23 protein-coding genes and 1 tRNA gene are annotated in these 24229 nt (G+C 68.2%); 7 read left to right on the top strand and 17 right to left on the bottom strand.

Annotated features, from left to right (window positions below; translation table 11 throughout):
• Positions 1–22 precede the first annotated feature (22 nt).
• Entirely contained in the window at positions 23–277 is a 255-nt protein-coding gene (locus ASE02_RS04315; RefSeq protein WP_056731695.1) for a DUF1150 domain-containing protein, read from the top strand.
• Positions 278–379: 102 nt separating this feature from the next.
• On the opposite strand, the gene ptsN is transcribed toward ASE02_RS04315, so the two are convergent.
• The 3 genes from ptsN to ASE02_RS04300 form a co-directional block, all read right to left on the bottom strand.
• Positions 380–844 (bottom strand): PTS IIA-like nitrogen regulatory protein PtsN, encoded by a 465-nt coding sequence (gene ptsN / locus ASE02_RS04310; RefSeq protein WP_056731505.1) that lies wholly within the window; start codon positions 842–844, stop codon positions 380–382.
• Between the two features lie 74 nt (positions 845–918).
• Entirely contained in the window at positions 919–1557 is a 639-nt protein-coding gene (hpf, locus tag ASE02_RS04305; RefSeq protein WP_056731503.1) for a ribosome hibernation-promoting factor, HPF/YfiA family, read from the bottom strand.
• A 31-nt stretch (positions 1558–1588) separates the two neighbouring features.
• Positions 1589–2212, bottom strand: a complete 624-nt coding sequence (locus ASE02_RS04300; protein ID WP_056731501.1) for an exopolysaccharide biosynthesis protein — start codon at positions 2210–2212, stop codon at positions 1589–1591.
• Positions 2213–2499: 287 nt separating this feature from the next.
• On the opposite strand from ASE02_RS04300, the gene ASE02_RS04295 reads away from it, so the two are divergent.
• Complete coding sequence (locus ASE02_RS04295; RefSeq protein ID WP_056731499.1) at positions 2500–3543, top strand: aspartate-semialdehyde dehydrogenase; 1044 nt, start codon at positions 2500–2502, stop codon at positions 3541–3543.
• Positions 3544–3612: 69 nt separating this feature from the next.
• On the opposite strand, the gene ASE02_RS04290 is transcribed toward ASE02_RS04295, so the two are convergent.
• The 6 genes from ASE02_RS04290 to ASE02_RS04265 all read right to left on the bottom strand — a co-directional run bounded on the left by ASE02_RS04290 (position 3613) and on the right by ASE02_RS04265 (position 8741).
• Positions 3613–4416 carry a MetQ/NlpA family ABC transporter substrate-binding protein gene (locus ASE02_RS04290; protein ID WP_056731497.1) on the bottom strand — a complete coding sequence of 268 codons (804 nt, stop codon included), beginning with the start codon at positions 4414–4416 and terminating at the stop codon, positions 3613–3615.
• A gap of 17 nt (positions 4417–4433) precedes the next feature.
• The gene (locus ASE02_RS04285; protein ID WP_056731495.1) at positions 4434–5090 is read right to left on the bottom strand and encodes a methionine ABC transporter permease; all 657 of its coding nucleotides are present in this window, start codon (positions 5088–5090) and stop codon (positions 4434–4436) included.
• 3 nt (positions 5091–5093) lie between these two features.
• Positions 5094–6074 (bottom strand): methionine ABC transporter ATP-binding protein, encoded by a 981-nt coding sequence (locus ASE02_RS04280; RefSeq protein WP_056731493.1) that lies wholly within the window; start codon positions 6072–6074, stop codon positions 5094–5096.
• 83 nt (positions 6075–6157) lie between these two features.
• On the bottom strand, positions 6158–6376 hold the full coding sequence (locus ASE02_RS04275) for a hypothetical protein (protein ID WP_056731491.1): 219 nt from the start codon (positions 6374–6376) through the stop codon (positions 6158–6160).
• A gap of 30 nt (positions 6377–6406) precedes the next feature.
• On the bottom strand, positions 6407–7900 hold the full coding sequence (gene rpoN / locus ASE02_RS04270; RefSeq protein WP_056731490.1) for an RNA polymerase factor sigma-54: 1494 nt from the start codon (positions 7898–7900) through the stop codon (positions 6407–6409).
• Between the two features lie 97 nt (positions 7901–7997).
• Positions 7998–8741, bottom strand: a complete 744-nt coding sequence (locus ASE02_RS04265; RefSeq protein WP_056731488.1) for a glutathione S-transferase family protein — start codon at positions 8739–8741, stop codon at positions 7998–8000.
• Between the two features lie 104 nt (positions 8742–8845).
• Between ASE02_RS04265 and ASE02_RS04260 the strand changes: the two genes are divergently transcribed.
• Positions 8846–9571, top strand: coding sequence for a YafY family protein (locus ASE02_RS04260; protein WP_056731694.1), 726 nt, complete (start codon positions 8846–8848; stop codon positions 9569–9571).
• A 3-nt stretch (positions 9572–9574) separates the two neighbouring features.
• Here ASE02_RS04260 and lptB read toward each other — a convergent pair whose 3' ends face one another.
• From lptB to ASE02_RS04235, 5 genes are all read right to left on the bottom strand, one after another.
• On the bottom strand, positions 9575–10333 hold the full coding sequence (gene lptB, locus ASE02_RS04255; RefSeq protein ID WP_056731487.1) for an LPS export ABC transporter ATP-binding protein: 759 nt from the start codon (positions 10331–10333) through the stop codon (positions 9575–9577).
• Positions 10334–10341: 8 nt separating this feature from the next.
• Complete coding sequence (locus ASE02_RS04250) at positions 10342–10884, bottom strand: LptA/OstA family protein (protein WP_056731692.1); 543 nt, start codon at positions 10882–10884, stop codon at positions 10342–10344.
• A 67-nt stretch (positions 10885–10951) separates the two neighbouring features.
• On the bottom strand, positions 10952–11569 hold the full coding sequence (gene lptC, locus ASE02_RS04245; RefSeq protein ID WP_056731485.1) for an LPS export ABC transporter periplasmic protein LptC: 618 nt from the start codon (positions 11567–11569) through the stop codon (positions 10952–10954).
• A gap of 7 nt (positions 11570–11576) precedes the next feature.
• Entirely contained in the window at positions 11577–12194 is a 618-nt protein-coding gene (locus ASE02_RS04240; protein ID WP_056731483.1) for a ribonuclease D, read from the bottom strand.
• A gap of 229 nt (positions 12195–12423) precedes the next feature.
• Positions 12424–12510 (bottom strand) — tRNA-Leu (locus ASE02_RS04235).
• A 169-nt stretch (positions 12511–12679) separates the two neighbouring features.
• Here ASE02_RS04235 and ASE02_RS04230 point away from each other — a divergent pair.
• The gene (locus tag ASE02_RS04230; protein ID WP_056731481.1) at positions 12680–13648 is read left to right on the top strand and encodes a complex I NDUFA9 subunit family protein; all 969 of its coding nucleotides are present in this window, start codon (positions 12680–12682) and stop codon (positions 13646–13648) included.
• A 140-nt stretch (positions 13649–13788) separates the two neighbouring features.
• Here ASE02_RS04230 and ASE02_RS04225 read toward each other — a convergent pair whose 3' ends face one another.
• Positions 13789–14589, bottom strand: a complete 801-nt coding sequence (locus ASE02_RS04225; RefSeq protein ID WP_056731479.1) for an undecaprenyl-diphosphate phosphatase — start codon at positions 14587–14589, stop codon at positions 13789–13791.
• A 222-nt stretch (positions 14590–14811) separates the two neighbouring features.
• Here ASE02_RS04225 and ASE02_RS04220 point away from each other — a divergent pair, with 222 nt between their 5' ends.
• Together ASE02_RS04220 and gltB are read left to right on the top strand one after the other, a co-directional pair.
• Positions 14812–16248, top strand: a complete 1437-nt coding sequence (locus ASE02_RS04220; protein ID WP_056731477.1) for an NAD(P)-dependent oxidoreductase — start codon at positions 14812–14814, stop codon at positions 16246–16248.
• 77 nt (positions 16249–16325) lie between these two features.
• Entirely contained in the window at positions 16326–20909 is a 4584-nt protein-coding gene (gene gltB, locus ASE02_RS04215) for a glutamate synthase large subunit (protein ID WP_369818521.1), read from the top strand.
• Between the two features lie 71 nt (positions 20910–20980).
• Here gltB and ASE02_RS04210 read toward each other — a convergent pair whose 3' ends face one another.
• Together ASE02_RS04210 and ASE02_RS04205 are read right to left on the bottom strand one after the other, a co-directional pair.
• Complete coding sequence (locus ASE02_RS04210) at positions 20981–21817, bottom strand: hypothetical protein (protein ID WP_056731475.1); 837 nt, start codon at positions 21815–21817, stop codon at positions 20981–20983.
• A gap of 60 nt (positions 21818–21877) precedes the next feature.
• Positions 21878–23050: a citrate synthase gene (locus tag ASE02_RS04205; RefSeq protein ID WP_056731473.1), complete on the bottom strand. Its 1173-nt coding sequence runs from the start codon at positions 23048–23050 to the stop codon at positions 21878–21880.
• A 75-nt stretch (positions 23051–23125) separates the two neighbouring features.
• Between ASE02_RS04205 and ASE02_RS04200 the strand changes: the two genes are divergently transcribed.
• Positions 23126–24211: a citrate synthase/methylcitrate synthase gene (locus ASE02_RS04200; protein WP_056731471.1), complete on the top strand. Its 1086-nt coding sequence runs from the start codon at positions 23126–23128 to the stop codon at positions 24209–24211.
• Positions 24212–24229: the final 18 nt, after the last annotated feature.

The raw sequence follows: 24229 nt of genomic DNA, 5'->3' as shown, positions 1-24229 counted from the left end.
GAGTTTTATGGAGGTGGTCATGATGACGCCGAATCTTACGACTGAAGCCTTTGCCGCCCTGGGTGCGCCGGACCTTGTCTATGTCCGTCCGATCCGGGCGTCCGAGATCATTGCGAACACGCCTGCGTCGCAGATCCAGGGCTTTCAGCTCGATCCCGATCAGGTCCTCTACGCGGTCCACCGCGCCGACGGCGAACGCCTGGCGGTGATGACCGACAAGGACTCGGCGATGGCCGCGGCCCTGGCCCACGAACTGGCGCCGGTGTCGGTGCACTGACCCCTACGCGCAGACCAGGCCCGCTTGGCGGGCCTGGCGAGGCGCTGAGCCCATTTAATGGATAACCGGAGCAATTCCCGCCTGACGTCGGCGGGAAGGCTCCTAGGCGGCCGCTGAGGGCCGCTCCTGCACCAGCAGGGCATGGATGGCGTCCGGCGTCCGCGCCTGGCGCAGGTGCTCACGCACATCGCCCTGACGCAGCATCCGCGACACCCGGGCCAGCGCCCGCAAATGTTCGGAGCTGGCGTTCGGCGGCGCGAACAGCGCGAAGATCAAATCGACAGGCTGATCGTCGACCGACTCGAACGCCACCGGCTGATCGAGACGCACGAAGACGCCGCGCATCCGGGTGAGGCCTTCGAGCCGGGCGTGGGGAGCCGCGACCCCGTAGCCGACGCCGGTCGACCCGGCGGCTTCACGCTCCATCAGAGCGTCCAGCACCACGCCGGCGTCCAGGCCGAAGTTCCGGGCGGCGATCTCCGCCACCACGGACAGGGCCTGGCGCTTGTTCGGCGCGCTCGCACGCGCCGCGATCGCGGCGCGCTCCAGTATATCGCCTATCTGCATAGTCTCGTGACGCCCAAACTCGAAAACAGCCCCGCCCGTACGCTTGGCTCGGGGAAAGGACCGAAGTCCAGCGCCTAGGCGCTGACTCCGTTCACTCCGGTCCCATTGAGCGATTTCGTACGTTCAGGATCGATCCAGCCGATATGTCCATCCGGCCTGCGGTACACCACGGACAATCCCCCGTGAGCGGCGTTCCTAAACACGATTGTTTGAGATTCCGTCAAGTCCAACTCCATGACCGCCATGGAAACAGTCATCTCGCGAACCGGCTTTTCGGTTTCCGCAATCACCATTCCAGACGGAGGAGTCTGGGAATGCTGCGACATTTCGCCATCATCCCACTCGACATCTTCTTCGCCCTCGGGCGCCCTGATGACGAAGTAGGAGGCGGTTTCGGCCTGCTTGGCCGTAGCCGCGGCCGAGTGACTCTTCAGCCGCCGCTTGTAGCGGCGTATGCGCGTCTCGATCTTGGCGAGCGCGGCGTCGAAGGCGCCGTGCGCGTCCGTGCCTAGGCCATGAGACTGCAACGCCTGGCCTGAGGCCAGCTTCACCGCACAGTCGACCCTGAAGGAATGGCCCTCGCGGCTCACCACGACATCGGCGTTGCCGCCACGGTCGAAGTATTTACCGATTGAACCGGTGATTTCGTCGGAGACCCGCTCGCGCAGGGCCTCTCCAACGGCGACATGCTTGCCGGACACTAAGACTTGCATGCCCTATCAACGCGCCGCTGCGGGGAAGGTGTCAAGCACCCCCGAGCCAGTTCACGAGAAGGCGAACACCGGCGATCACAGCGTCGGCGGCGAGGTACAGAAGCAGGGTGCTGAAGGCCGCCAGAACGTAGCCGGCGACGGCGAAAAGCCCGTCCCGCTGGAACAGTGAAAACCCCAGTACGCCGATGGTCAGGGCCGGCAGCAGGTTGCCCAGCGGGATCGGCAGAATCAGCACGAAGGACAGCAGCGCGCAGACCACGCCGATGGCCCGGTCGCCCACCGTCCCGAACATGAATCCCAGCCGCGGGCGGGAAATCTTTTCGATCCGCTCGACCCAAGGCAACAGCCGATTGAACACGCGGTTGATGTCGGCGCCTGAAATTTCACGGTCGTCCAGCCACCGGGGCAGCCACGGCGCATGGGCGCCCAACGCCACCTGCGGCGTCAGCAGCAGCAGCGGGGCCCCCAGCACGGTGGAGGAGCCCGGCGGCAGCGGCAGCAGGTTCGGGATCGCGAAGACGAAGAGCAGCGACCCGAAGGCCCGCCGGCCGAAACGATCGACGATATCGCCCAGCCGCATGCTGTCCTCGGCGCCGAGTTCACGCAGCACTGCGGAGATCGGTTTCTGTTGTTCCTCAGCCCAGCTATCCGACATCTAACTCTGCAGCAGCCCTTGTCAGCACCAGTCCCAGGATGAACGCGCCAGCACCCTGTTGGATTTGAGGCGACGCAGCCTGTTTACAAACAGGGTCTGTTTGGCATATCGGAGCGGCATGCGTCGTTCGACCATTAAAAGCGCGATTAAAACCACCATGCCCGCGGGGCTTGGGGGTTGGCGCGCGCACGCCGCGTAGCACCCCAAGGACCCCGCCGGCAGGCCGGGGTCGCACTTCCAACAGCGAAAGCCCTCGGCCTCTGGTTCAAACTGGAGAAGAGACCCCTATGCTTTCGACCAAGACCGACCTCCCCGCCAGCCAGCGCCTGTTCAACATCGCCATCGTCGGCGCCACCGGCGCGGTCGGCGTGGAGTTGATGGAGTGCCTGGCGCGTCGCAACTTCCCGGTTCGCTCGCTGAAGCTGCTGGCTTCGCCGCGCTCGGCCGGCCGCACCTACAGCTTCCAGGGCCGCCAGGTGGCGGTCGAGGCGCTGAGCGCCGACAGCTTCACCGGCGTCGACATCGCCATCTTCGCGGCCGGCGCCTCGATCAGCCGCGAGTTCGCGCCGATCGCCGCGGCCAAGGGCGCCCTGGTGGTCGACAACTCCTCGGCCTTCCGCATGCAGGTCGACATCCCCCTGGTGGTGCCCGAGGTGAACGGCGGCCTGCTGGCCGAGCGTCCGTCCATCGTCGCCAACCCCAACTGCGTCGCCGCCATCGCGGTGATGGCGCTACAGCCCCTGCACGCCCAGAACCCCATCCAGCGGGTCATCGGCGCCACCTATCAGTCGGCGTCCGGCGCCGGCGCGGCGGCCATGGAGGAACTGCAGCAGTCGACGGCCGCCTATCTGGCCGGGGAAGCCTTCGCCCCCAAGATCCTGCCGCACCCCTACGCCTTCAACCTGTTCAGCCACAACGCCGGGATCGAGGCCGACACCGGCTACAACGGCGAGGAGATGAAGGCGATGGAGGAGATCCGCAAGATCATGTCCACGCCCGACATGCGCCTGTCCTTCACCTGCGTGCGGGTGCCGGTGCTGCGCGCCCACTCGATGGCCCTGACCATCGAGTTCGAGCGGCCGATCACCCCGGCGGAAGCCGAAGCCTGGCTGGCCGAAGCCCCCGGCGTGCGCCTGGTCAACGACGCCCTGCGCAATCACTACCCGATGCCGAACGAGGCCTCGGGCCAGGACGACGTGCTGGTCGGCCGCATCCGCAGCGACCTCTCCGACCCGTCAGGCCGCACGCTCAGCATCTTCGCCGTCGGCGACCAGCTGCTGAAGGGCGCGGCGCTCAACGCCGTCCAGATCGCCGAGCGCCTCGCGGCTTAGGGGATTGTAGGGGCGGCGGGACTCCCCCGCCCCCTGATCGTCATGGCCGGCATGACGATTTTGAAGCAGCTAGAACGCCGGCTGGACGGCCCCGCCGTAGGTCTTCTCGATGAAGGCGCGGACGGCGGGGCTGGTCAGGGCGGCGGCCAGTTTCTGGACGCGCGGGTCGTCCTTGTTGTCGGGCCGCGCGACCAGGAAGTTCACATAGGGGCTCTTGCTGTCTTCCAGCAGCAGGGCGTCCTTGGTCGGGCTCAGCTTGGCGTCGAGCACGTAGTTGGTGTTGATCACCGCCAGGTCCAGTTCGCCCAGCACCCGCGGCAGGGTCGCGGCCTCCAGCTCGCGGAACTTAAGCCCCTTCGGATTGGCGACGATGTCGCTGAGCGTCGAGAGCGGATTGGCCGGGTCCTTCAGGGTGATCAGCCCGCCCTTCTGCAGCAGCAGCAGGGCGCGGCCGCCATTGCTGGGCTCGTTGGGAATGCCGACGCTGGCGCCCTGCGGCAGGTCGGCGAGGGTCTTCACCTTCTTGGAATAGGCGCCGATCGGCTCGATATGGACGCCGACCACGCGGACCAGGTTGGTGCCGCGCGCCTTGTTGAACTCGTCCAGATAGGGCGCGGTCTGGAAGTAGTTCACGTCGAGCTGCTTCTGGGCGACCTGCAGGTTGGGCTGCACGTAGTCGTTGAACACCCGGATATCGAGCTTCACGCCCTGCTCGGCCAGGATCGGGCGGACGGCCTCGAGGATCTCGGCGTGCGGCACCGGCGTGGCGGCGACCACCAGGGTGTCGGCGGCCCCGGTCTTGGCCGGCTGCCGGCCGCAGGCGGCGAGCGCCAGGGCGGCGACGGCGAGAACGAGCGTGCGGATGACAGGCATCGGAATTCCTTGGCAGGTCAGCGTCGGCTGACCTTGATGATCAGGCGGTCGCCCGCCCATTGCAGCCCTTGGACCAGGGCCAGCAGCATGACGACGGTCACCACCATGACGTCGGTCTGGAAGCGTTGATAGCCAAAGCGGATGGCCAGGTCCCCCAGGCCGCCTGCGCCCACCACCCCAGCCATGGCGGTGTAGGACACCAACGCGATGGCGGTCACCGTGGCCCCGGCGATGATCCCGGGCATGGCCTCGGGCAGCAGGGCCCCGAACACGATCTGGCGCGGGGTCGCGCCCATCGCCTGGCCGGCCTCGATCACGCCCTTGTCGACCTCGCGCAGCGCCGTCTCCACCAGCCGCGCATAGAAGGGCGCGGCGCCCACCACCAGCGGCGGGATGGCGCCGGCCACGCCCAGCGAGGTCCCGACCAGCAGCACGGTCAGCGGGATCATCACGATCAGCAGGATCACGAACGGCACCGAGCGCAGGACGTTGACCACAAAGGACAGCGCCATGTTGGCCGGCCGGTTGGCCAGCAGCTGCCTTGGCCCCGTCAGGAACAGGATCACCCCCAGCGGCAGGCCGAGCAGCACGCTGAACGCCAGCGACCCGCCCAGCATCACCAGGGTGTCGAGCGTCGCCTGGCCGATGTCGGCCCAGTTGATGTTGGCGAGCATCCCTTAAGCCTCCTCGACGCGAACGCCGGCCGCGCTCAGCCGCGCGCGGGCCTGCGCCACATCACCGCCCACCAGCGAGACCAGCAGTTGGCCATAGGGTTCGTCGCGGATCCGGTCGATGCGGCCGGCCAGGATCGAATAGTCGACCCCGGTGTCGCGGGCGATGCGGCCCAGGATCGGCTCATAGGTCGCAGCCCCCCGGAAGGTCAGCCGCAGGGTCGGCCCCGCGCCCAGCCCCTGGGCCACGAGCAGACCGGCGGCGTCGGCCACCAGGGCGCGGGTGACGGCGTGTTGCGGATGCAGGAAGACCTCGGCCACCTCGCCGCTCTCGACCACCGCGCCGGCGTCGAGCACGGCCACGCGATGGCAGACCCGGCGGATCACCTCCATCTCGTGGGTGATCAACACGATGGTCAGGCCCAGCTCGCGGTTCAGCCGGGCCAGCAGGTCGAGGATCTGTTCGGTGGTCTGCGGATCGAGCGCGCTGGTCGCCTCGTCGCACAGCAGGATCTTCGGGCCGTTGGCCAGCGCCCGGGCGATGCCCACCCGCTGCTTCTGGCCGCCGGAAAGCTGGGCCGGATATTTATGCGCCTGGTCGGCCAGGCCGACACGGTCCAGCAGCTCGGCGACACGCGGGCCAATTTCGCCGCGCGGTACGCCGGCCACCTTCAGCGGGAAGGCGACATTGGCGGCCACGGTCTTGGACGACAGCAGGTTGAAGTGCTGGAAGATCATCCCGACCCGGCGGCGCAGGTCGCGCAGCGCCTGCGGGTCCAGCGCCCCGACATCGGCGCCATCGGTGAGGACGTGGCCCGAGCTGGGCCGCTCGATGCCGTTGATCAGCCGGATCAGGGTGGACTTGCCCGCCCCCGACTGGCCGATCACCCCGAACACCTCGCCCGGCGCGATCTCTAGACTGACACCGACCAGGGCCGGCGCAGGCGCGCGGGCGAAGGTCTTGCCGACGGATTGAAAGCTGATCACGCGCTCTCCTAGCCCGCCGGCCGCGATCCTCAAGACAGAATTTCTCGGAAAGGGCTCAGATGGCGGGTCGATCCTGCCTCAAGCTACTTGATCGTGGTCACCTTGTAGACCGCGCCCGTGCGGTCATAGGTCGTCCACTCGCCGACCTGCTCGCCGCGCTCGAAGTGACCCGAGCGCAGCTTCGTCCCGTCCTTGCGGAACCATTCCCAGTAGCCGGTCGGCAGGTCGTCCAGGGTCTGGCCGCGCGCCCACAACGAGCCGTCCTTATGGAGTTTCTCGAACGGAACCGGCTTGGTCGGCATGTCTCGCTCCAGGGCTGGCCGCCCTGCGGCCTAGGCGGTTTCCTTCAGCATACGCCGTCGCTCGACCGAGGACGGGATGCGCATCGCCTCGCGGTACTTGGCCACGGTGCGCCGGGCGATGTCGACGCCGGTTTCCTTGAGGATGTCGACGATGCGGTCGTCGGAATGCACATCGACGTCGCTGCGTTCGGTCTCGATCAGCTGCTTGATCTTGTGACGCACGCTCTCGGCCGAGTGGGCCTCGCCGCCCGAGCTGGAGGCGATCGACGAGGTGAAGAAGAACTTCAGCTCGAACATGCCGCGCGGGGTGGTGATGTACTTGTTCGAGGTCACCCGGCTGACGGTGGATTCGTGCATGCCGATGGCGTCGGCCACGGTCTTCAGGTTCAGCGGCCGCAGATGTTCGACCCCGAAGGCCAGGAAGCCGTCCTGCTGACGGACGATCTCGCTGGCGACCTTGAGGATGGTCTTGGCTCGCTGGTCCAGGCTCTTCACCAGCCAGTTGGCCGAGGCCATGCAGTCGGCGACGAAGACCTTTTCCTGATCTGTCCGCGCGCCGCTGGAGACGCGGGCGTGATAGCGCTGGTCGACCAGCAGCTTGGGCAGGGTGTCGGTGTTGAGCTCCACGTGCCAGAGGCCGCCCAGGCCCTCGCGCACGAAGACGTCCGGGGCCACCGGCTGGCTGGGTTCGCCGCCGAAAGCCGCGCCGGGACGCGGCGTCAGGGCGCGCAGCTCCGCCACCATCTCGCGCATGTCTTCTTCGTCGACGCCGCAGATCTTGCGCAGGGCGTTCATGTCGCGGCGCGCCAGCAGGTCGAGATTGTCGAGCAGGGCGACCATGGCCGGATCGCAGCGGTTGACTTCCTTGAGCTGAATCATCAGGCACTCGCGCACGTCGCGGGCGAAGACCCCGGTCGGCTCGAAGCCCTGAAGGCTGGTCAGCACCTCTTCGATCGCGCTGAGCTCGCAGCCCAGGCGCTCGGCGGTCTCGACTAGGTCGCAGCGCAGATAGCCGCCCTCGTCGACCGAATCGATCAGCACGGCGGCGATCACGCCCTGGCTCGGCGAGAGGCCGGCCACGGAGAGCTGGTCGTGCAGATGTTCGCTGAGCGTCTTCTCGCGGGTCAGGCGACCTTCGAAGTCGTCGGAATCCTCGAACCCGCCGCCGCCCTTGCCGGCCTTGGACCAATCGATGGCGCCGCCGGCGTGCTGGGCTTCCTGGGCGTCGCCGGTGGCGTGCTCGCCGGGCGAGGCCTGGTCATGGCTGACATCCATGTCGGCCGCCGCGGCGTGGTCGGAAAGGTGCTCAGCGGAAAAATCTTCCGAGTCACGAGGCGCTTCCTCGCGGTCCGCCTCTGATTCGCGCTCGTCGCGCTGGAGCAGCGGATTGCGCTCCAGCTCGCCCTCGACATAGGCCTCGAGCTCCATATTGGAGAGCTGCAGCAGCTTGATAGCCTGCTGCAGCTGGGGCGTGATGACCAGCCCCTGCCCCTGACGAAGCTCCAAACGCGCGCCGAGCGCCAAATCCGCCTCCTGGCCTGAATCTTGCGTCCAAGCTAGGCGAGCTTCCCCCACCGATTAGTTAACTTCCGCGAACAAGCTTTGCGGCGGGATCGATTTGTCACGCCGCGACCGGCTGGGCCGGATGGCGCAGCGGCGTCCAGGCGAACTCCGGATAGATCCCGGCCATCATGCGATCAACATAGGCGGTCAGGTTGCCGAAGGTCATGGCGCGGTCGCGCAGCGGGCCGTCGAAGAACGGCGTCAGTACGCCGGCCAACACGCCGAAGGCCGCCGCATCGACGCTGGTTGGGCGCAGCCCCATCAGAAACGGCTTGTCCCCCAGCAGCGCCGACAGGGCCGCCAGCGACCGCGTGCCCAGGGCCAGGATCTCGGCCTCGGAGTGACGGCCGATTCCAACGGCGCGAACGTTTTCGGCCACCTGGCCCAGGGCCGCGCGGCGCACGTCCTCCTGAACGGTCGGGGGCAGTTGGTCGAAGAAATGGGCCGGGCCCTTGGCGAAGTTCTCCGGCGTCAGCCAGCGCATATGGATCAAGGTCCAGGCGAAGTGGTTCTCGACCATCCGCTCGAGCGCCCAGGCCTGGGCGCGTTCGACGACGCCGAGCCCCTCGTCGAAGTCGATCGCGTATTTCCGTTCAAGGTGCAGGCGGATGAAGTGGCTGTCGGCGATCAGCTCGCCGTCGTCGTCCATCCACGGCAACTGGCCCTTGGGCGAAGACTGCGGCCCGGTGGTTTCCTTGACATAGGGCAGGCCCGAGAGCCGCAGCTGGACCTCGGCCTTGGTGACATAGGGGCTGACTTCGGGAAGGCCGAAATTCTCGCCAAATCCGTAGAGCGTGATCATCAGGGTCTCTCCGCTTGAAACGACCCTGTTGGCTTAGGCGCGCGCTGCTGCCACCATGCTGTCAGCATCGACCGGCGATGCTCTCCTTCATGAAGCGGCTTTCCATGCGACGCGCCGACCGCCTGTTCCAGATCATCCAGATCATGCGGCGCGCGCGCGCGCCCATCACCGCCGACAAGATCGCCGAGGAGCTGGAGACCTCCAAGCGCACGATCTATCGCGACATCGCCACCCTGATGGGCCAGCGGGTGCCGATCCGCGGCGAGGCCGGGATGGGCTATGTGCTGGACCAGGGCTTCGACCTGCCGCCCCTGATGCTGACCCCCGACGAGATCGAGGCCGCGGTGCTGGGCGCCCAATGGGTGGCGACGCGCGGCGACCCGGCGCTGGCGCGCGCCGCCCAGGACCTGATCGCCAAGATCGCCGTTTCGGTGCCCGAACGCCTGCGCCCCTTCGTGCTCGAACCCACCGGCCGGGCCGTGCCCGCCTGGCGTCAGGTCGAACCCGACCGGCTGGACATGGGCCAGGTGCGCGCGGCGATCCGCGGCGGCCGCAAGATCACCCTCGACTATCGCGACGAACAAGACCGGGCCAGCCAACGGACCATCTGGCCGATCACCGTGGGCTATCATGAGACGGTGCGGCTGCTGGTGGGCTGGTGCGAGCTGCGCGCCGACTTCCGCAACTTCCGCACCGACCGAGTGGCGGGCGCCGAGTTCCTAGAGGAACGCTACCCCGAACGCCCCGCCGTGCTGCGCGCCCGCTGGCGCGCCAAGATCGAGGCCGAGCACAGACGCCACGCCGCCAAGAACGCGGCGTCGGCGGCGTAGACCTTAGCCGAAGTGGTCGCCGAGATAGACGCGGCGGACCTCGGGGTCGTCGACGATCTGGTCGGGGGTGCCTTCGAACAGCAACTCGCCCGAGGCGATGATCGAGGCGCGATCGATGATGTCCAGGGTTTCGCGGACATTATGGTCGGTGATCAGGATGCCGATGCCGCGGCCCTTGAGGTAGGTGATCACCTCGCGGATGTCGGCGATGGCCAGCGGATCGATCCCGGCGAAGGGTTCGTCCAGCAGCATGAACGAGGGCTCGCTGGCCAGGGCGCGGGCGATCTCGACCCGGCGACGCTCGCCGCCCGACAGTGAAATGGCCGGCGAGTTGCGCAGGTGCTCGATGCGCAGTTCGCCGAGCAGCTCGGTGACCGTGGCCTTGGCGCGCGACTGGCTGCGCTCGCGCAGCTCGACCACCGCCATCACGTTTTCCTCGACCGTCATGGCCCGGAAGATCGAGGTTTCCTGCGGCAGGTAGCCCACGCCCATGCGGGCGCGCTGGTACATCGGCTGGCGGGTGATGTTCTCACCGTCCAGATAGATCGAGCCGTAGTCGGCCGGAATCAGGCCGGTGATCATGTAGAAACAGGTGGTCTTGCCCGCGCCGTTAGGGCCGAGCAGGCCCACGACCTCGCCGCGCGCCAGGCGCAGCGAGACGCCCTTCACGACCGGGCGGCCCCGGAACGACTTGCCGACGTTATCGACGACCAATCCCTGGCCCGCGAGGGCCGGAAGCGACTCAAAGCGTTCCGGTTTCAAGGGCGCGCCTAACGTCGCGGGGCGGGCTGGGCCGCCGTTTGCTGGTTCGGATAGATGACGGCGCGGGGGCGGGCCTTGCCGCGCCCCTTGGCGCCGGACTCCATCTGGGCGTCGCCGGTGGCCACGTTCACCGTCAGCCGGTCGCCGCGGATCACGTTCTGGCCGGACACCGCGACCACGTCGCCGGTGATGACGATCTTCTCGGAGGTCACGTCGTAGTTGGCGTTGTTGCCGCGCACCCGCTGCTGCGGGGTGACGTAATAGACGTTACCGATCGCTTCCATGCGTTCGAGCGCGCCGCAGGGGGCCGATTGGCCGTTCGGGCGGGCGGCGCCCTTGGCGTTGTAGGTCTTCAGCACATCGGCCCGCAGGCGGGTGCGGTCCTGCAGCGCCTCGGCCGACCCGCTCCAGATCGACAGGCACTGGGTGTTGACCACCTCCAGCGCGTCAGCGGTGATATCCACGGGGGCGTCGGAATTCTGGGCGAGCTGCGCCGCAGCAGGCCCGGCCAGGCCCAAGGCGAGGACCGCAACGGCCACCAGCTTCGTCATTTCAAGCCCGCTCATGCTCATGAAGCCCATCTGGGAAGCCCAACGCCAAAGTTCGAGTGCTCAAGCTCTACTTCGAATCGAGGCGTCCGCGCACCCCGCCCTTGAAGACCAGGCGTTCACCCTTGTCGTACACGCCATAGGACTTTGCGGTGATTTCGCCAAGCGATCCGACGCCAGAGATCTGTCCCTGGCCCTCCAGTTCGCCCGTCGCGGTGTTGAATATCGAACTGGCGGTGTCGAAGTCGACATTGCTGCCGCTCATCTTGACGCCCCCATCCAGGTTCAACACCCGCCGATCCTCACTATAGACCCCGGTCTTGGCCGTCACCTTGCTCGGGCTGATGCCCTCGGCGTCGAGAACCAGCGACGGGTCCTTCAATAGCACCCGCTGATAGTCGCTTTCATCCCGCTCGGCCGAGGCGGCGGTGATGACGAAGGCGCGGCCCTTGTCGTCCTTGCCCACGAAGCGCGGATTGACCAGTTCGATCGGCGCGTCGCCCTTGGCCGGCGCGGCGTCGCGTCCCAGGAACGTGGTCTGCGCCACGAAACCCAGCATGCTGATCAAGATCGCGCCGATCGTCGCCGGCAGGATCACCCGCAGCTTGCGAATCAGCCGCGAGCGCCGACGCCAGCGTTCGAAGTCGCTTCGGATCTGCGGAGCTTCGGGCAGGGCGACGGCGGTCATGCCGGCCTCACGAATGGGAGAAGATGTCGACCTCTTCCCAGCCTCTGACGTCGAGCAGGGCGCGGTGAGGCAGGAATTCGAAACAGGCGCGGGCCAGGCCGTCGCGGCCCTCGCGGACCAGCATGGCGTCCAGCTTGGTCCGCAGGGCGTGCAGATGCAGCACGTCCGAGGCGGCATAGGCCTGCTGCTCGGGCGAGAGCGTGGTCGCTCCCCAGTCGGAACTCTGCTGGGCCTTGGACATGTCGACGCCGATCAGCTCCTTGGTCACGTCCTTCAGGCCGTGACGGTCGGTATAGGTCCGCGCCAGCTTGGAGGCGATCTTGGTGCAGTAGACGGGCGCGGTCACCACCCCAAGGTGCAGGTGGAACATGGCGATATCAAAGCGGCCGAAATGGAAGATCTTCACGACCTCCGGATCGGTCAGCAGCCGCTTCAGATTGGGCGCGTCATAGGTCGAGCGATCGAGCTGGACGATGTGGGCGTCGCCCTTACCGTCGGACAGCTGGACCACGCAGAGCGGATCGCGCCCCAGCGCCAGACCCATGGTCTCGGAGTCGATCGCGACGGCCTCGGCGCCGTCGAGGACGCCGTCGGGAAGGTCGCCCATATGCAGGTAGTTGGCCATGGGCCTCTCGCTCCGAACTGAACTTGTCTCTCTCCTATATAGAGAGAGGGACGGTCCCCAGGAAAGGACCGGGCCTGACCGATCCGAAGAACCGGGAAATGAAGCGCGCTGAAGCTCGCCTCGTTCCGCCTTGCGGATTTCAATGGATACTGCGGCTTCTTACGGCGCGCCGGGCGCCAGACATCTGCTGGCGCTAAGAAAACTACGAACACCATCCCTTGGAAAGGGATGGTGCCCAGGAGAGGACTCGAACCTCCACGACCTTACGGCCACTGGCACCTGAAGCCAGCGCGTCTACCAATTCCGCCACCTGGGCCCGACCCGCTTTGGATCGCGCGAGGGGCGTCTCTTAGGGCGCCGCCTGTTCACGGTCAACGCCCTCATTGCGAGATATGTAAGTCGCATTGCGGCGCGGGGCTGCATCGTCTATCCGAGCGGCTCCAAACCCCTTCGTTTTCAGCGCTTTTTATTCGCAGGCGGACGACATGCAGGATCTGGTCACGGTTTTCGGCGGATCGGGCTTTATCGGAACTCAGATTGTGCGGGCGCTCGCCAAGCGCGGCCTGCGCATCCGCGTCGCCGTTCGCCAACCGCACCTGGCCCACACCATGCGCCTGATGGGCGATGTCGGTCAGGTCGAGGTGGTCCAGGCCAATATCCGCGACGAGGCCTCGGTGCGCCGGGCGCTGCGCGGGGCCCAGGCCTGCGTCAACGCCGTCGGGGCCTTCTATGAGACGGGCCGCCAGAAGTTCGGCAAGCTCCATGTCGAAGGCGCGGCCAATGTCGCCCGCCTCGCCCGCGAGGCTGGTGTCGAGCGCTTGGTGCTGATCTCGGGCATCGGGGCGGACCCGGAGTCGCCCAGCGACTACATCGCCTCCAAGGGCCAGGGCGAGGTCGTGACCCGCGAAGCCTTCCCAGGCGCCGTGATCCTGCGGCCGTCGGTGGTGTTCGGCCAGGGCGACAGCTTCTTCAACAAGTTCGCCCAGATGGCGGTGTTCAGCCCGGTCCTGCCGTTGGTCGGCGGCGCCACGCGACTGCAACCGGTGTTCATCGGCGACGTGGCGCGCGCGGCGGCGACGGCTGTGGTCGATCCGACCTGCGCCGGCCGCACCTATGAGCTGGGCGGACCTGGCGTCTATACCGGCCGCGAAGTTCTGGAACTGGTCCTAGCCGAAACCGGCCGGCGTCGGGGCATCGTTCCTCTGTCATTCCAAGTCGCCGGAATGCTGGGCAAGCTGATGGCCCCCATCGCCCTCTTCACCCCCATCGCCCCGCCGATCACGTCTGGCCAGGTCGAGCTGCTGAAGAGCGACAATGTGGTTGATCCGGCTCTGCCCGGCCTGGCCGACCTGGGCGTGACCAACCCGATCAGCGCCGAGGCGATCCTGCCGACCTATCTCTACCGCTTCCGCAAGGGCGGCCAGTTCGCCGATCAAGTGGCTCCAGCGGCCTAAGCTGGCACACCGCAGATCCTCCCCCGCTGGGGGAGGTGGCGCGCGCAGCGCGACGGAGGGGGCTTACTGAAGAAGCCGTGGCCCCCTCACCCGGCCAATAGGCCGGGAGCTCCCCCAGCGGGGGAACATCTGGCGCTGGCCTAGGCTAGGGCCAGCACGCCTAGGCCGATCACCCCGACTGCGATCCGCCACCAGCCGTATGGCGCCAGGCCGTAGCGGTTGATGAAGTCGAGCATGGTCCGCACCACAACCACGCCGGACACGAAGCTGACCACGAAGCCCAGGGCGATGATCCCCAGATTGTCGCCGGTCAGCACGTCCTTGTTCTCCCAGAAATCGAGGACGAAGGCTCCGACCATGGTCGGAATGGCCATGAAGAACGAAAACTCCGCCGCCGCCCGCCGGTCGATGCCCAGATACATGCCGCCGACGATGGTCGCGCCCGAACGCGACACGCCGGGCACCATGGCCAGGCACTGACAGAACCCGATCCCCAGCGTCCGCTTCCAGGACAGCTGCATCGCGTCGTCCTCCTTGGGCGCGGGCGCGAAGCGATCGGCGAACAGCAGGATGATCCCGCCCAGGATCAGCATCACGCAGATCAGTTCGGCGCTCTCGAACAGCACCCTCTTGATGAAGTCGTGGGCGAAGAAGGCCGCGGCCATCGACGGGATCACCGACAGCACCACGCTGGCGGCGAACCAGCGCGCCTTGGGATCGCTGGGCAGGCGGACGAACACCCCCCACAGCCTTTGGAAATAGATCACCACCACAGCCAGGATCGCGCCCAGCTGGATCATCACGCTGAAGGTGTCCCAGAACCCGCTGGGCAGGCCGAGCAGCTTCTTGGTCAGCAGCAGGTGGCCCGTCGAAGACACCGGAATGAACTCCGTCAGGCCTTCGACAAGACCAAGAATGACGGCGGCGATCCAATCCGGCACGGGCGACTCCTTTGGGCGAAGATGGACGAACAGGGGCCGTGAACAGGGTAAATTTCACGTTCATCCCATTTATGGACTAATTGTCGAGAGCGGAACTCCCTGTCGCCACGCGTCGCGACCGATCTGCGCATATTAGTCTCACTATTTGACCATGCCGTTTCGCGACCCTGATTTCGCGTCTAGAACGCCTTCGCCCGAGGTTTGGGCGTGGAGGGTGCGGCCATGGCCGAGCGGATGCTGAAGTTCACGACGGTCCAGCGGACCACCCCGGCCAAGCGGGTGGCCGAAGCGCGCTCAGGCGACTTCCACGAAATCTACGCCGACTTCATCGACGCCAAGGCGAGCGAGCAGGCGTCGCGCTGCTCGCAATGCGGCATCCCGTTCTGCCAGACCCACTGCCCGCTCCATAACAACATCCCCGACTGGCTGCGGATGACCGCCGAGGGCCGGCTGGAAGAGGCCTACGCGCTCTCCCAGGCGACCAATTCGATGCCGGAGATCTGCGGCCGCATCTGCCCGCAAGACCGGCTGTGCGAAGGCTCCTGCACCATCGAGCAGTCGGGCCACGGCACCGTCACCATCGGCGCGGTCGAGCGCTACCTGACCGACAAGGCCTGGGAAGAAGGCTGGGTTCGACCGCTGGTCGCCGGCAAGCCGCGTGGCCAGTCGGTCGGCGTGATCGGCGCGGGCCCGGCCGGCCTGGCCGCCGCCGAGCGGCTGCGCGAGGGCGGCTATGAGGTCACTATCTATGACCGCCATGACCGGGCCGGCGGCCTGCTGATCTACGGCATCCCCGGCTTCAAGCTGGAGAAGGACGTGGTCGAGCGCCGCACCCGCCGGCTGGCCGAGGGCGGGATCGAATTTCGCCTGAACTTCGAGGTCGGCCGCGACGCCTCGCTGGAGCAATTGCGCCAGCAGCACGACTCCGTCCTGATCGCCACCGGGGTCTACGCCGCCCGTGAACTGGCCCTGCCCGGCGCGGGATCAGCCGGCGTCACCCCGGCCCTGGACTATCTGATCGCGTCGAACCGCACCGGCCTGGGCGACCAGGTTCCGGCCTTCGAGAGCGGCGAGCTGAACGCCGCCGGACGCGACGTGGTGGTGGTCGGCGGCGGCGACACCGCCATGGACTGCGTGCGCACCGCCGTGCGCCAGGGCGCCAAGTCCGTCACCTGCCTCTATCGCCGCGACCGCGCCAACATGCCGGGCTCGGTGCGCGAGGTCGGCCACGCCGAGGAGGAAGGCGTGGTCTTCGAATGGCTGGCCGCGCCCCGCGCCGTGCTGGGCGAAGCCGACCGCGCCGCCGGCGTGCGCGCCGCGCGCATGCGGCTGGGTCCGCCCGACGCCACCGGCCGCTCGGCGCCCGAGGAAATCGAAGGCGGCGACTTCGAGCTGCCCGCCGGCCTGGTGATCAAGGCGCTGGGCTTCGACCCCGAAAACCTGCCCCAGCAGTTCGACGCCCCCGACCTGGCGGTCTCGCGCTGGGGCACGCTGAAGGCCGACTTCAAGACCATGCAGACCAGCCTGCCCGGCGTGTTCGCCGCCGGCGACATCGTGCGCGGCGCCTCCCTGGTGGTCTGGGCCATCCGCGACGGCCGCGACGCCGCCGACGCCATCCACGAACACCTTTCGCAGCGCGCGCTGCTGGCCGCGGAGTGATCAATATGAGCGACCACCTCTCCCCCGCTCATCCCGGCGAAGGCCGGGACCCAAGCGACCTCGAAACCACGCAGGCGATGCAGAACCAAACCTCAGCCTGGGCCCCGGCCTTCGCCGGGGTGAGCGAGGATCTGGACCGATATGCGCAGAACCGCGCCGCCCTTATCGACGGTCACGCCTACAGCCCCGGCGACGAGCGCGACGCCTGCGGAGTCGGGCTGGTCTGCGCCCTGGACGGCAAGCCGCGCCGTGAAGTCGTCGAACTGGCGCTGCGCGCGCTGAAGAGCGTCTGGCACCGCGGCGCGGTCGACGCCGACGGCAAGACCGGCGACGGCGCGGGCGTACTGCTATCGGTGCCGCAGGACTTCTTCGCCGACCAGGTGACCCGGATCGGCCACACCCTGCGCCCCGGCCCGATCGCGGTCGGCCAGGTGTTCCTGCCGCGCAACGACCTGTCGGCCCAGGAGGCCGCGCGGACCATCGTCGAGGCCGAGGCCCTGCGGTTCGGCTTCTACATCTATGGCTGGCGCCAGGTGCCGGTCGACACCTCGGTGATCGGCGAGAAGGCCAACGCCACCCGCCCCGAGATCGAGCAGATCATGCTCTCGCCGCCGCCCGGCCTGTCGGGCGAGCCGCTGGAGCGGGCGTTGTTCCTGTGCCGCAAGCGCATCGAAAAGCGCGTCGCCGCCGCCGGCATCCAGCACTTCTACCTGTGCTCGTTCTCGGCCCGGCAGCTGATCTACAAGGGCATGTTCCTCGCCGAGCATATCGACGAGTTCTATCCCGACCTGCGCGACGAGCGGTTCTCGGCCGCCGTGGCGATCTTCCACCAGCGCTATTCGACCAACACCTTCCCTGAATGGCGGCTGGCCCAGCCGTTCCGGATGCTGGCCCACAACGGTGAGATCAACACCAAGAAGGGCAACGTCAACTGGATGAAGTCCCACGAGATCCGGATGGCGGCCGACGCCTTCGGGGAACTGGGCGACGACGTGAAGCCGGTCATCCAGGACCCGCACGGTTCGGACTCGATGGCGCTCGACAACACCTTCGAGGTGCTGGTCCGCGCCGGGCGCGACGCCCCGATGGCCAAGGCCCTGCTGATGCCCGAGGCCTGGAACGCCCGCTCCAACGAGCAGATCAAGCCGGCGCACAAGGCGCTCTACGCCTATTGCAACGCGGTGATGGAACCCTGGGACGGGCCGGCCGCCATCTGCGCCAGCGACGGCCGCTGGGTGGTGGCGGGCAAGGACCGCAACGGCCTGCGCCCGCTGCGGGTGACCTATACCGACGACGGCCTGCTGATCATGGGTTCGGAGGCCGGCATGTGCCGGATCGACGAGTCGCGGATCGTCAAGAAGTCGCACATCGCCGCCGGCCGCATGCTGGCCGTCGATCTGGCCGAGGGCCGGCTCTACGGCGAGGACGAGATCATCGACCACCTGGCCGGACGCCACCCCTACGACCAGTGGCTCGGCAACATGACCGACCTGGAGACCAAGATCGCGCCCGGTCCCGAGCCGCGCGCCTATGGCCGCGAGGAGCTGGTCCGCCGCCAGGCCGCCGCCGGCCTCAGCCTGGAGGACATCGAGTTGATCCTCGCCCCGATGGTCGAGGACGGTAAGGAAGCCGTCGGCTCGATGGGCGACGACGCCCCGCTGGCGGTGCTCAGCGACCAGTACCGGCCGCTGTCGCACTTCTTCCGGCAGAACTTCAGCCAGGTGACCAACCCGCCGATCGACAGCCTGCGCGAAACCTCGGTGATGAGCCTGAAGACCCGGTTCAAGAACCTCGGCAACATCTTGGCCCAGGAGGAGGCCCAGACCGACGTCTTCGTGATGGAAAGCCCGGTCCTGACCACCGGCATGTACCAGCGCATCGTCGAGTTCATCGGCGAGAAGAACGTCGCGGTCATCGATTGCACCATGCCGATCCCGGCGCCGGAGAGCCGGCCGGGCGACGCCCTGCGCGCCAATCTCGACCGCATCCGCGCCGAGGCCGAGGACGCCGCCCTGCGCGGCTGCGCCACCATCGTGCTCAGCGACGAAGCCTGCAGTCCCGAGCGCGTAGCCCTGCCGATGATCCTGGCGACCGGCGGGGTCCACGCCTGGCTGGTGGCCAAGGGCCTGCGCTCCTACGTCTCGATCATCGTCCGTTCGGCCGAGTGCCTCGACACCCACTATTTCGCGGTGCTGGTCGGGGTCGGGGCCACGGCGGTCAACGCCTATCTGGCCCAGGAGAGTTTCCAGGACCGGCTGGAGCGCGGCCTGACCGGCGAGCTGTCGCTCCGCGACGTCTGCACGAACTTCAAGCACGCCATCGAGGGCGGGCTGCTGAAGATCATCGCCAAGATGGGGATCGCGGTGATCTCCTCCTATCGCGGCGGCTACAACTTCGAGGCCGTGGGCCTGTCGCGCGCGCTGGTCGCCGAGTTCTTCCCCGGCATGCCCTCGCGCATCTCGGGCATCGGCCTGGCGGGTCTCGAGGCCAAGGCGGTCGAACTGCACCGCAAGGCCTGGGACGCCTCGGCCATCAGCCTGCCGGTCGGCGGCTTCTACAAGGCGCGGCGCTCGGGCGAGAGCCACGCCTTCGAGGCGCGGATGATCCACACCCTGCAACGGGCCTGCGACACCGGCGACTACGGAACCTACAAGGCCTTCTCCGAGGGCATGCGCCGGATGCCGACCATCCAGCTGCGCGACCTGCTGGACCTGCGCTCCGCCGCCCGCCCGGTGGCGCTGGACGAGGTCGAGAGCGTCAACGAAATCCGCAAGCGCTTCCTGACGCCCGGCATGAGCATGGGCGCCTTGAGCCCTGAGGCGCACGGCGTGCTGAACATCGCCATGAACCGGATCGGCGCCAAGAGCGTCTCCGGCGAGGGCGGCGAGGACCCGGCCCGCTACAAGCCGCTGCCCAACGGCGACAACCCGAACTCGGCCGTGAAGCAGATCGCCTCGGGCCGGTTCGGCGTCACCGCCGAATACCTGAACCAGTGCCGCGAGATTGAGATCAAGGTCAGCCAGGGCGCCAAGCCCGGCGAGGGCGGCCAGCTGCCCGGCTTCAAGGTCACCGAACTGATCGCCAAGCTCCGCCACGCGACGCCCGGGGTGATGCTGATCAGCCCGCCGCCGCACCACGACATCTATTCGATCGAGGACCTGGCCCAGCTCATCTACGACCTGAAGCAGATCAACCCGGACGCCCGGGTCTGCGTGAAGCTGGTCGCCATGACCGGCATCGGCGCCATCGCCGCCGGGGTGGCCAAGGCCAAGGCCGACGTGATCCTGATCTCCGGCAATGTCGGCGGCACCGGCGCCTCGCCCCAGACCTCGATCAAGTACGCCGGCGGCCCCTGGGAGATGGGGCTGTCGGAGGCCAACCAGGTCCTAACCCTGAACAACCTGCGCCACTCGGTCCGCCTTCGGGCCGACGGCGGCATGCGGACCGGCCGCGACATCGTCATCGCCGCCATGCTGGGCGCCGAGGAGTTCGGCATCGGCACCGCCAGCCTGATCGCCATGGGCTGCATCATGGTGCGCCAGTGCCATTCCAACACCTGCCCGGTCGGGGTCTGCACCCAGGACGAGGCGCTGCGGGACAAGTTCGCCGGCAGCCCGGAGAAGGTGATCAACCTCTTCACCTTCATCGCCGAGGAGGTCCGCGAAATCCTCGCCGGCCTGGGCTTCCGCTCGCTGACCGAGATCGTCGGCCGCACCGACCTGCTGCAACAGGTTTCGCGCGGCGGCGAACACCTCGACGACCTCGACCTCAACCCGCTGCTGGTGAAGGCCGACCCCGGTCACAACGCGCCATACTGCACGGTCGAGGGCCGCAACGAAGTGCCCGACACCCTGGACGCCCAGATCGTGCGTGACGCAGCCCCGCTGCTGGAACGCGGCGAGAAGATGCAGCTGACCTACACGGTGCAGAACACCGCCCGGGCCATCGGCTCGCGGACCTCCTCGCACATCACGCGGCGGTTCGGGATGCACGGCTTGCCGGCCGGACACCTGACCGTGCAGCTCAAGGGTTCGGCCGGCCAGAGCCTGGGGGCCTTCGCGGTCCAGGGCCTGCGCATCGAACTGACCGGCGAGGCCAACGACTATGTCGGCAAGGGCCTGTCGGGCGCGACGATCATCATCCGACCCTCGCCGCAGCTGGCGGCGCCGGAGACCAACGCCATCCTTGGCAACACCGTCCTCTACGGGGCGACCAGCGGCAAGCTGTTCGCCGCCGGCCTGGCGGGGGAACGGTTCGGGGTGCGTAACTCCGGCGCGACCGCCGTGGTCGAGGGCATGGGCGCCAACGGGCTGGAATACATGACCGGCGGCCGCGCGGTGGTGCTGGGGCCGGTCGGCTTCAACTTCGCCGCCGGCATGACCGGCGGCATGGCCTTCGTGCTCGATCTGCACGACCGCTTCCTGACCATGCTCAACACCGACAGCGTCGTGGTGCAGCGGATCGGGACGCGCGCCTGGGAGGCCGAACTGAAGGCCCTGGTCGAGGAACACGCCCGCGAGACCGGCTCAGCCTTCGCCGCCGGCATTCTGCGCGACTGGGACCGCCACCTCGGCAAGTTCTGGCAGGTCGTGCCCAAGGAGATGGTCGGCCGCCTGGACAGACCGCTGGCCGAGGAAGAGGCCGTGCACCACCGGGCCTAAAATAGCTCGTCATCCTCCGGTCGCCGAAAGGCGATCCGGGGGACCCAAGCGGCCTTCGCCACTTCTGAGACTCAGCTTGGGTCCCCCGGATCAGCCTGCGGCTGACCGGAGGATGACGAGTTGAGCTTCGCCGCCATCTTCACCACCTGGTCGCTGACCTGTTCCATCGGCGCCTGGGGCACGCGGACGCTGCCGACGCGCGGGCTGTCGAGGTCGATGATCAGGCTGATCGCCATGGCCACCAGCACAAAGAGCCCCGAGGTCGCGACCAGGTGCCGGCGACCGCCCGGCGCCAGGCCGTGGCCCATGATCGCCGCCGCCACGATCGCGTAGAGGATCAGCACGTGCAGCGCGCGGGCCGGCACCCGGGCGTCCAGCGCCGCGTGACGCGACGTCGCCAGGTCGAACATCTCGTTGGTGGCGTTGATCACCAGGTTCACCAGCGGCTCGCCCTGCGGCGTGCGCACCGCTGCGCCGGCCTCCGCCCAGATCTGGCCCTGCAGCTCGTCGGTGCGCGCCTCGGCCGCCTTCACCTGGGCCATGTCGTCGCCGAAATCGAAGAACTCGCGCCGGACCTTCACATAGTCGGCCATGGTTTGGATCAGCTGCGTGCGGTGCGGCTCGGGCAACAGGTCGTAGCGCAGCACCGCCGTGGAGATCGCATTGGCCTCCTGCAGCACCAGTTGGCGGCGGCCCTCGTAGCGGTCGGCGGCCATGCCGAACACGAAAGCGATCAGCAGACCGAGCAAGCCGAGCGCCGCGCTGAGCACGTAGCCAGATCCGGCATCGTCTTCATCTTCGTTTTTGACGCGCTTTCGAGCCCATAGATGGATCCGGTAGCCAGCCTCCGCGGCCAGGATCAGCACCAGGGCCAGCATCAGCCAGCCCAGCAAGGTCGCACCCAGCATCTCGTCGTCTCCCGCAATCCTGACGAGAGCATTGGCCGCGAATCGCCTCGGCCGCCAGGGCTAGCCCACCAGAGCGCCGATGTAGCGGGCGCGGGGCCGGATCAGCTGGTCGGTCTGGCCCTGCTCGATGGCGTGAGCGATCCAGCCGGCGCAGCGGGCCACCGCGAACAGGGCGAACGGCGCGTCCTGCGGCAGTTTCAGGCTGTCGGCCATGGCCACCAGGGCGAAGTCGACATTGGGCTGCAGGCCGGTCATCGCCGTCACCGCCGAGCGCAGCCCCGCCATCTCCGGCGTCGCCTCGACCCGCTCCAGCAGCGCCTCGGCGCGCGGGTCGGTATCGGGATAGAGCTGATGGCCAAAGCCCGGGATCAGGCGATCCTCGGCCAGCCGCGCGGCGATGGCGGCGCGTGGCCCGGTCTGGGCCGCTTCGCGCGCCAGGCTCTGGATCGCCGCCGCCGCCCCGCCGTGGCGCGGACCCGACAGCGCCGCCAATCCGGCCAGACTGGCCGCCGCCAGCGAGGCGCCGGTCGAGGCCGCCACCCGCGCGGCGAAGGCCGAGGCGTTCAGCTCGTGATCGGCCAGCAGCACCAGCGCCCTGCGGATCAGGTCGGCCCCCGGCCCGCCGGGACCAAGCCCCCAGGCCAGGGCCAGGCGGTTGGCGATGGCCCCGCCCCCCACCTGCCCGGCCATGGCGTCGGTCAACACGTCCAGCAGGGTCGCGGCCTCCACGGCCAGGGCCAGGGGGTTGCGGCCGCGCGCCGGCGGATCGGTCCCGGCCCGAGCCGCCAGGGCGGTAAAGGCGCGGCTGCGCATGTCGCCGCCCTCCGGCGGTTGCGGACGGTCGGTGCGCTTGAGCGCCGCGCCATGTCCGCCGCGCAGCAGCCGGGCCACGGCCTCCAGGGTCTCGGCTTCGGCGAGTTCGACGGCGTCGCGGCCGCGATAGAACAACCTCCCGCCAGACACCGTGGTGATGGCCGAGGACAGCACCGGCTCGCCCCAGGCGATGGCCCCGGTCGCGACGTCGGAGACCTTGCGGCTGCGACTCTTGCGATCGGCCAGCGAGGCGATGTCGGCGGCGCGATAGAGGCTGCGGCGCGGATCATGCGGATCGGCCCGCACCTGCACCCGACCCCGACTGACATAGGCGTAGAGCGTTTGAGGACGCACACCCAGGCGCGACCTGGCCTCGTCGGCGGCGATCCAATCGGCGGGCTTGGCGTTCTGGGCGGTCATACGTTGATTATATTGATCAAGATTGACGCATGCAGCTTGGAGGCAAATATCGCGGCGAGCAAGAGGAGATGCGCCATGTCCGATGGCCTTGAAGACGTCGTCGCCGCCCACACCGTGATGTCCGAAGTGGACGGCCAGCGTGGGGTGCTGATCATCCGCGGCCGTTCGCTGGACGAACTGGCCGGCCGCACGCGTTTCGAAGACCTCGCCGGCCTGCTGTTCGACGGCTTCTTCGACGATCTGCCCACCGATCTGACCGCCGCCTTGGGCACGGCCCGGGTCGAGGTGTTCTCCGAGGTCGCCGGTCTCGACACCGGCCTGCTGGATCGCTCCCCGGTCGAGGCCATGCGCGCCCTGACCGCGCGGCTGGCCGATGGCGACGACCTGGCCACGGCCCTGCGGCTTCTGGCGGCGCCGGCGGTCTTCACCGCCGCCGTGGTCCGCGCCCAGGCCGGCGAGGCGCCGGTGGCCCCGGACGCCAACCTGACCCACGCCGCCGACATCCTGCGGATGCTGCGCGGCAAGTCGGCCACCAAGGCCGAGGCCGATGCGCTCGACACCTATCTGGTCACGGTCAGCGACCACGGCCTGAACGCCTCGACCTTCGCCGCCCGAGTGATCGCCTCGACGCGAGCCGGCCTGACTTCGGCGGTGCTGGGCGGGATCAGCGCGCTGAAAGGCCCGCTGCACGGCGGCGCACCCGGGCCGGTGATCGAGATGCTGGACGAAATCAGCCGGCCCGAAAACGCCCGAGCCTGGATCGAAGAGGCCCTGGCGCGCGGCGACCGGCTGATGGGCTTCGGCCACCGGGTCTACCGGGTGCGCGACCCCCGCGCCGACGCGCTGAAGACCGCCGTGCGCCGCATGAGCGAAGGCTCCAACAGCCACCCCGGCCGCATCGCCTTCGCCGAGGCGGTCGAGGCCGCCGCGCTCGCCATCCTGAGGGAACAAAAGCCCGACCGGGCGCTCGACACCAATGTCGAGTTCTACACCGCCCTGCTGCTGGAGGCCCTGGCCTTCCCGCCCGCGGCCTTCACCTGCGTCTTCGCCATGGGCCGCGTCGCCGGCTGGATCGCCCACGCCCGCGAACAGGTCGCCGGCGGCCGCCTGATCCGGCCGCAGTCGGTCTATGTGGGGCCGGCGCCGCGCCGAGCCGCGTAGTCCTTTTCCTCCCCCATC

This window comes from Phenylobacterium sp. Root700 (assembly GCF_001429025.1).
In the GTDB taxonomy this organism is placed as follows: Bacteria; Pseudomonadota; Alphaproteobacteria; order Caulobacterales; family Caulobacteraceae; genus Phenylobacterium.
This window is presented reverse-complemented; position numbering and strand designations above follow the sequence as displayed.

Coding starts and splice junctions, on each gene's coding strand:
- ASE02_RS04210 (WP_056731475.1), bottom strand. CDS start 21,817: ATGCTGGGTGCGACCTTGCTGGGCTGGCTGATGCTGGCCCTGGTGCTG.
- ASE02_RS04315 (WP_056731695.1), top strand. CDS start 23: ATGACGCCGAATCTTACGACTGAAGCCTTTGCCGCCCTGGGTGCGCCG.
- ASE02_RS04220 (WP_056731477.1), top strand. CDS start 14,812: ATGGCCGAGCGGATGCTGAAGTTCACGACGGTCCAGCGGACCACCCCG.
- ptsN (WP_056731505.1), bottom strand. CDS start 844: ATGCAGATAGGCGATATACTGGAGCGCGCCGCGATCGCGGCGCGTGCG.
- ASE02_RS04200 (WP_056731471.1), top strand. CDS start 23,126: ATGTCCGATGGCCTTGAAGACGTCGTCGCCGCCCACACCGTGATGTCC.
- ASE02_RS04260 (WP_056731694.1), top strand. CDS start 8,846: ATGCGACGCGCCGACCGCCTGTTCCAGATCATCCAGATCATGCGGCGC.
- ASE02_RS04300 (WP_056731501.1), bottom strand. CDS start 2,212: ATGTCGGATAGCTGGGCTGAGGAACAACAGAAACCGATCTCCGCAGTG.
- ASE02_RS04275 (WP_056731491.1), bottom strand. CDS start 6,376: ATGCCGACCAAGCCGGTTCCGTTCGAGAAACTCCATAAGGACGGCTCG.
- ASE02_RS04265 (WP_056731488.1), bottom strand. CDS start 8,741: ATGATCACGCTCTACGGATTTGGCGAGAATTTCGGCCTTCCCGAAGTC.
- ASE02_RS04240 (WP_056731483.1), bottom strand. CDS start 12,194: ATGGCCAACTACCTGCATATGGGCGACCTTCCCGACGGCGTCCTCGAC.
- ASE02_RS04285 (WP_056731495.1), bottom strand. CDS start 5,090: ATGCTCGCCAACATCAACTGGGCCGACATCGGCCAGGCGACGCTCGAC.
- lptC (WP_056731485.1), bottom strand. CDS start 11,569: ATGACCGCCGTCGCCCTGCCCGAAGCTCCGCAGATCCGAAGCGACTTC.
- hpf (WP_056731503.1), bottom strand. CDS start 1,557: ATGCAAGTCTTAGTGTCCGGCAAGCATGTCGCCGTTGGAGAGGCCCTG.
- ASE02_RS04250 (WP_056731692.1), bottom strand. CDS start 10,884: ATGACGAAGCTGGTGGCCGTTGCGGTCCTCGCCTTGGGCCTGGCCGGG.
- ASE02_RS04290 (WP_056731497.1), bottom strand. CDS start 4,416: ATGCCTGTCATCCGCACGCTCGTTCTCGCCGTCGCCGCCCTGGCGCTC.
- gltB (WP_369818521.1), top strand. CDS start 16,326: ATGCAGAACCAAACCTCAGCCTGGGCCCCGGCCTTCGCCGGGGTGAGC.
- ASE02_RS04230 (WP_056731481.1), top strand. CDS start 12,680: ATGCAGGATCTGGTCACGGTTTTCGGCGGATCGGGCTTTATCGGAACT.
- ASE02_RS04295 (WP_056731499.1), top strand. CDS start 2,500: ATGCTTTCGACCAAGACCGACCTCCCCGCCAGCCAGCGCCTGTTCAAC.
- ASE02_RS04205 (WP_056731473.1), bottom strand. CDS start 23,050: ATGACCGCCCAGAACGCCAAGCCCGCCGATTGGATCGCCGCCGACGAG.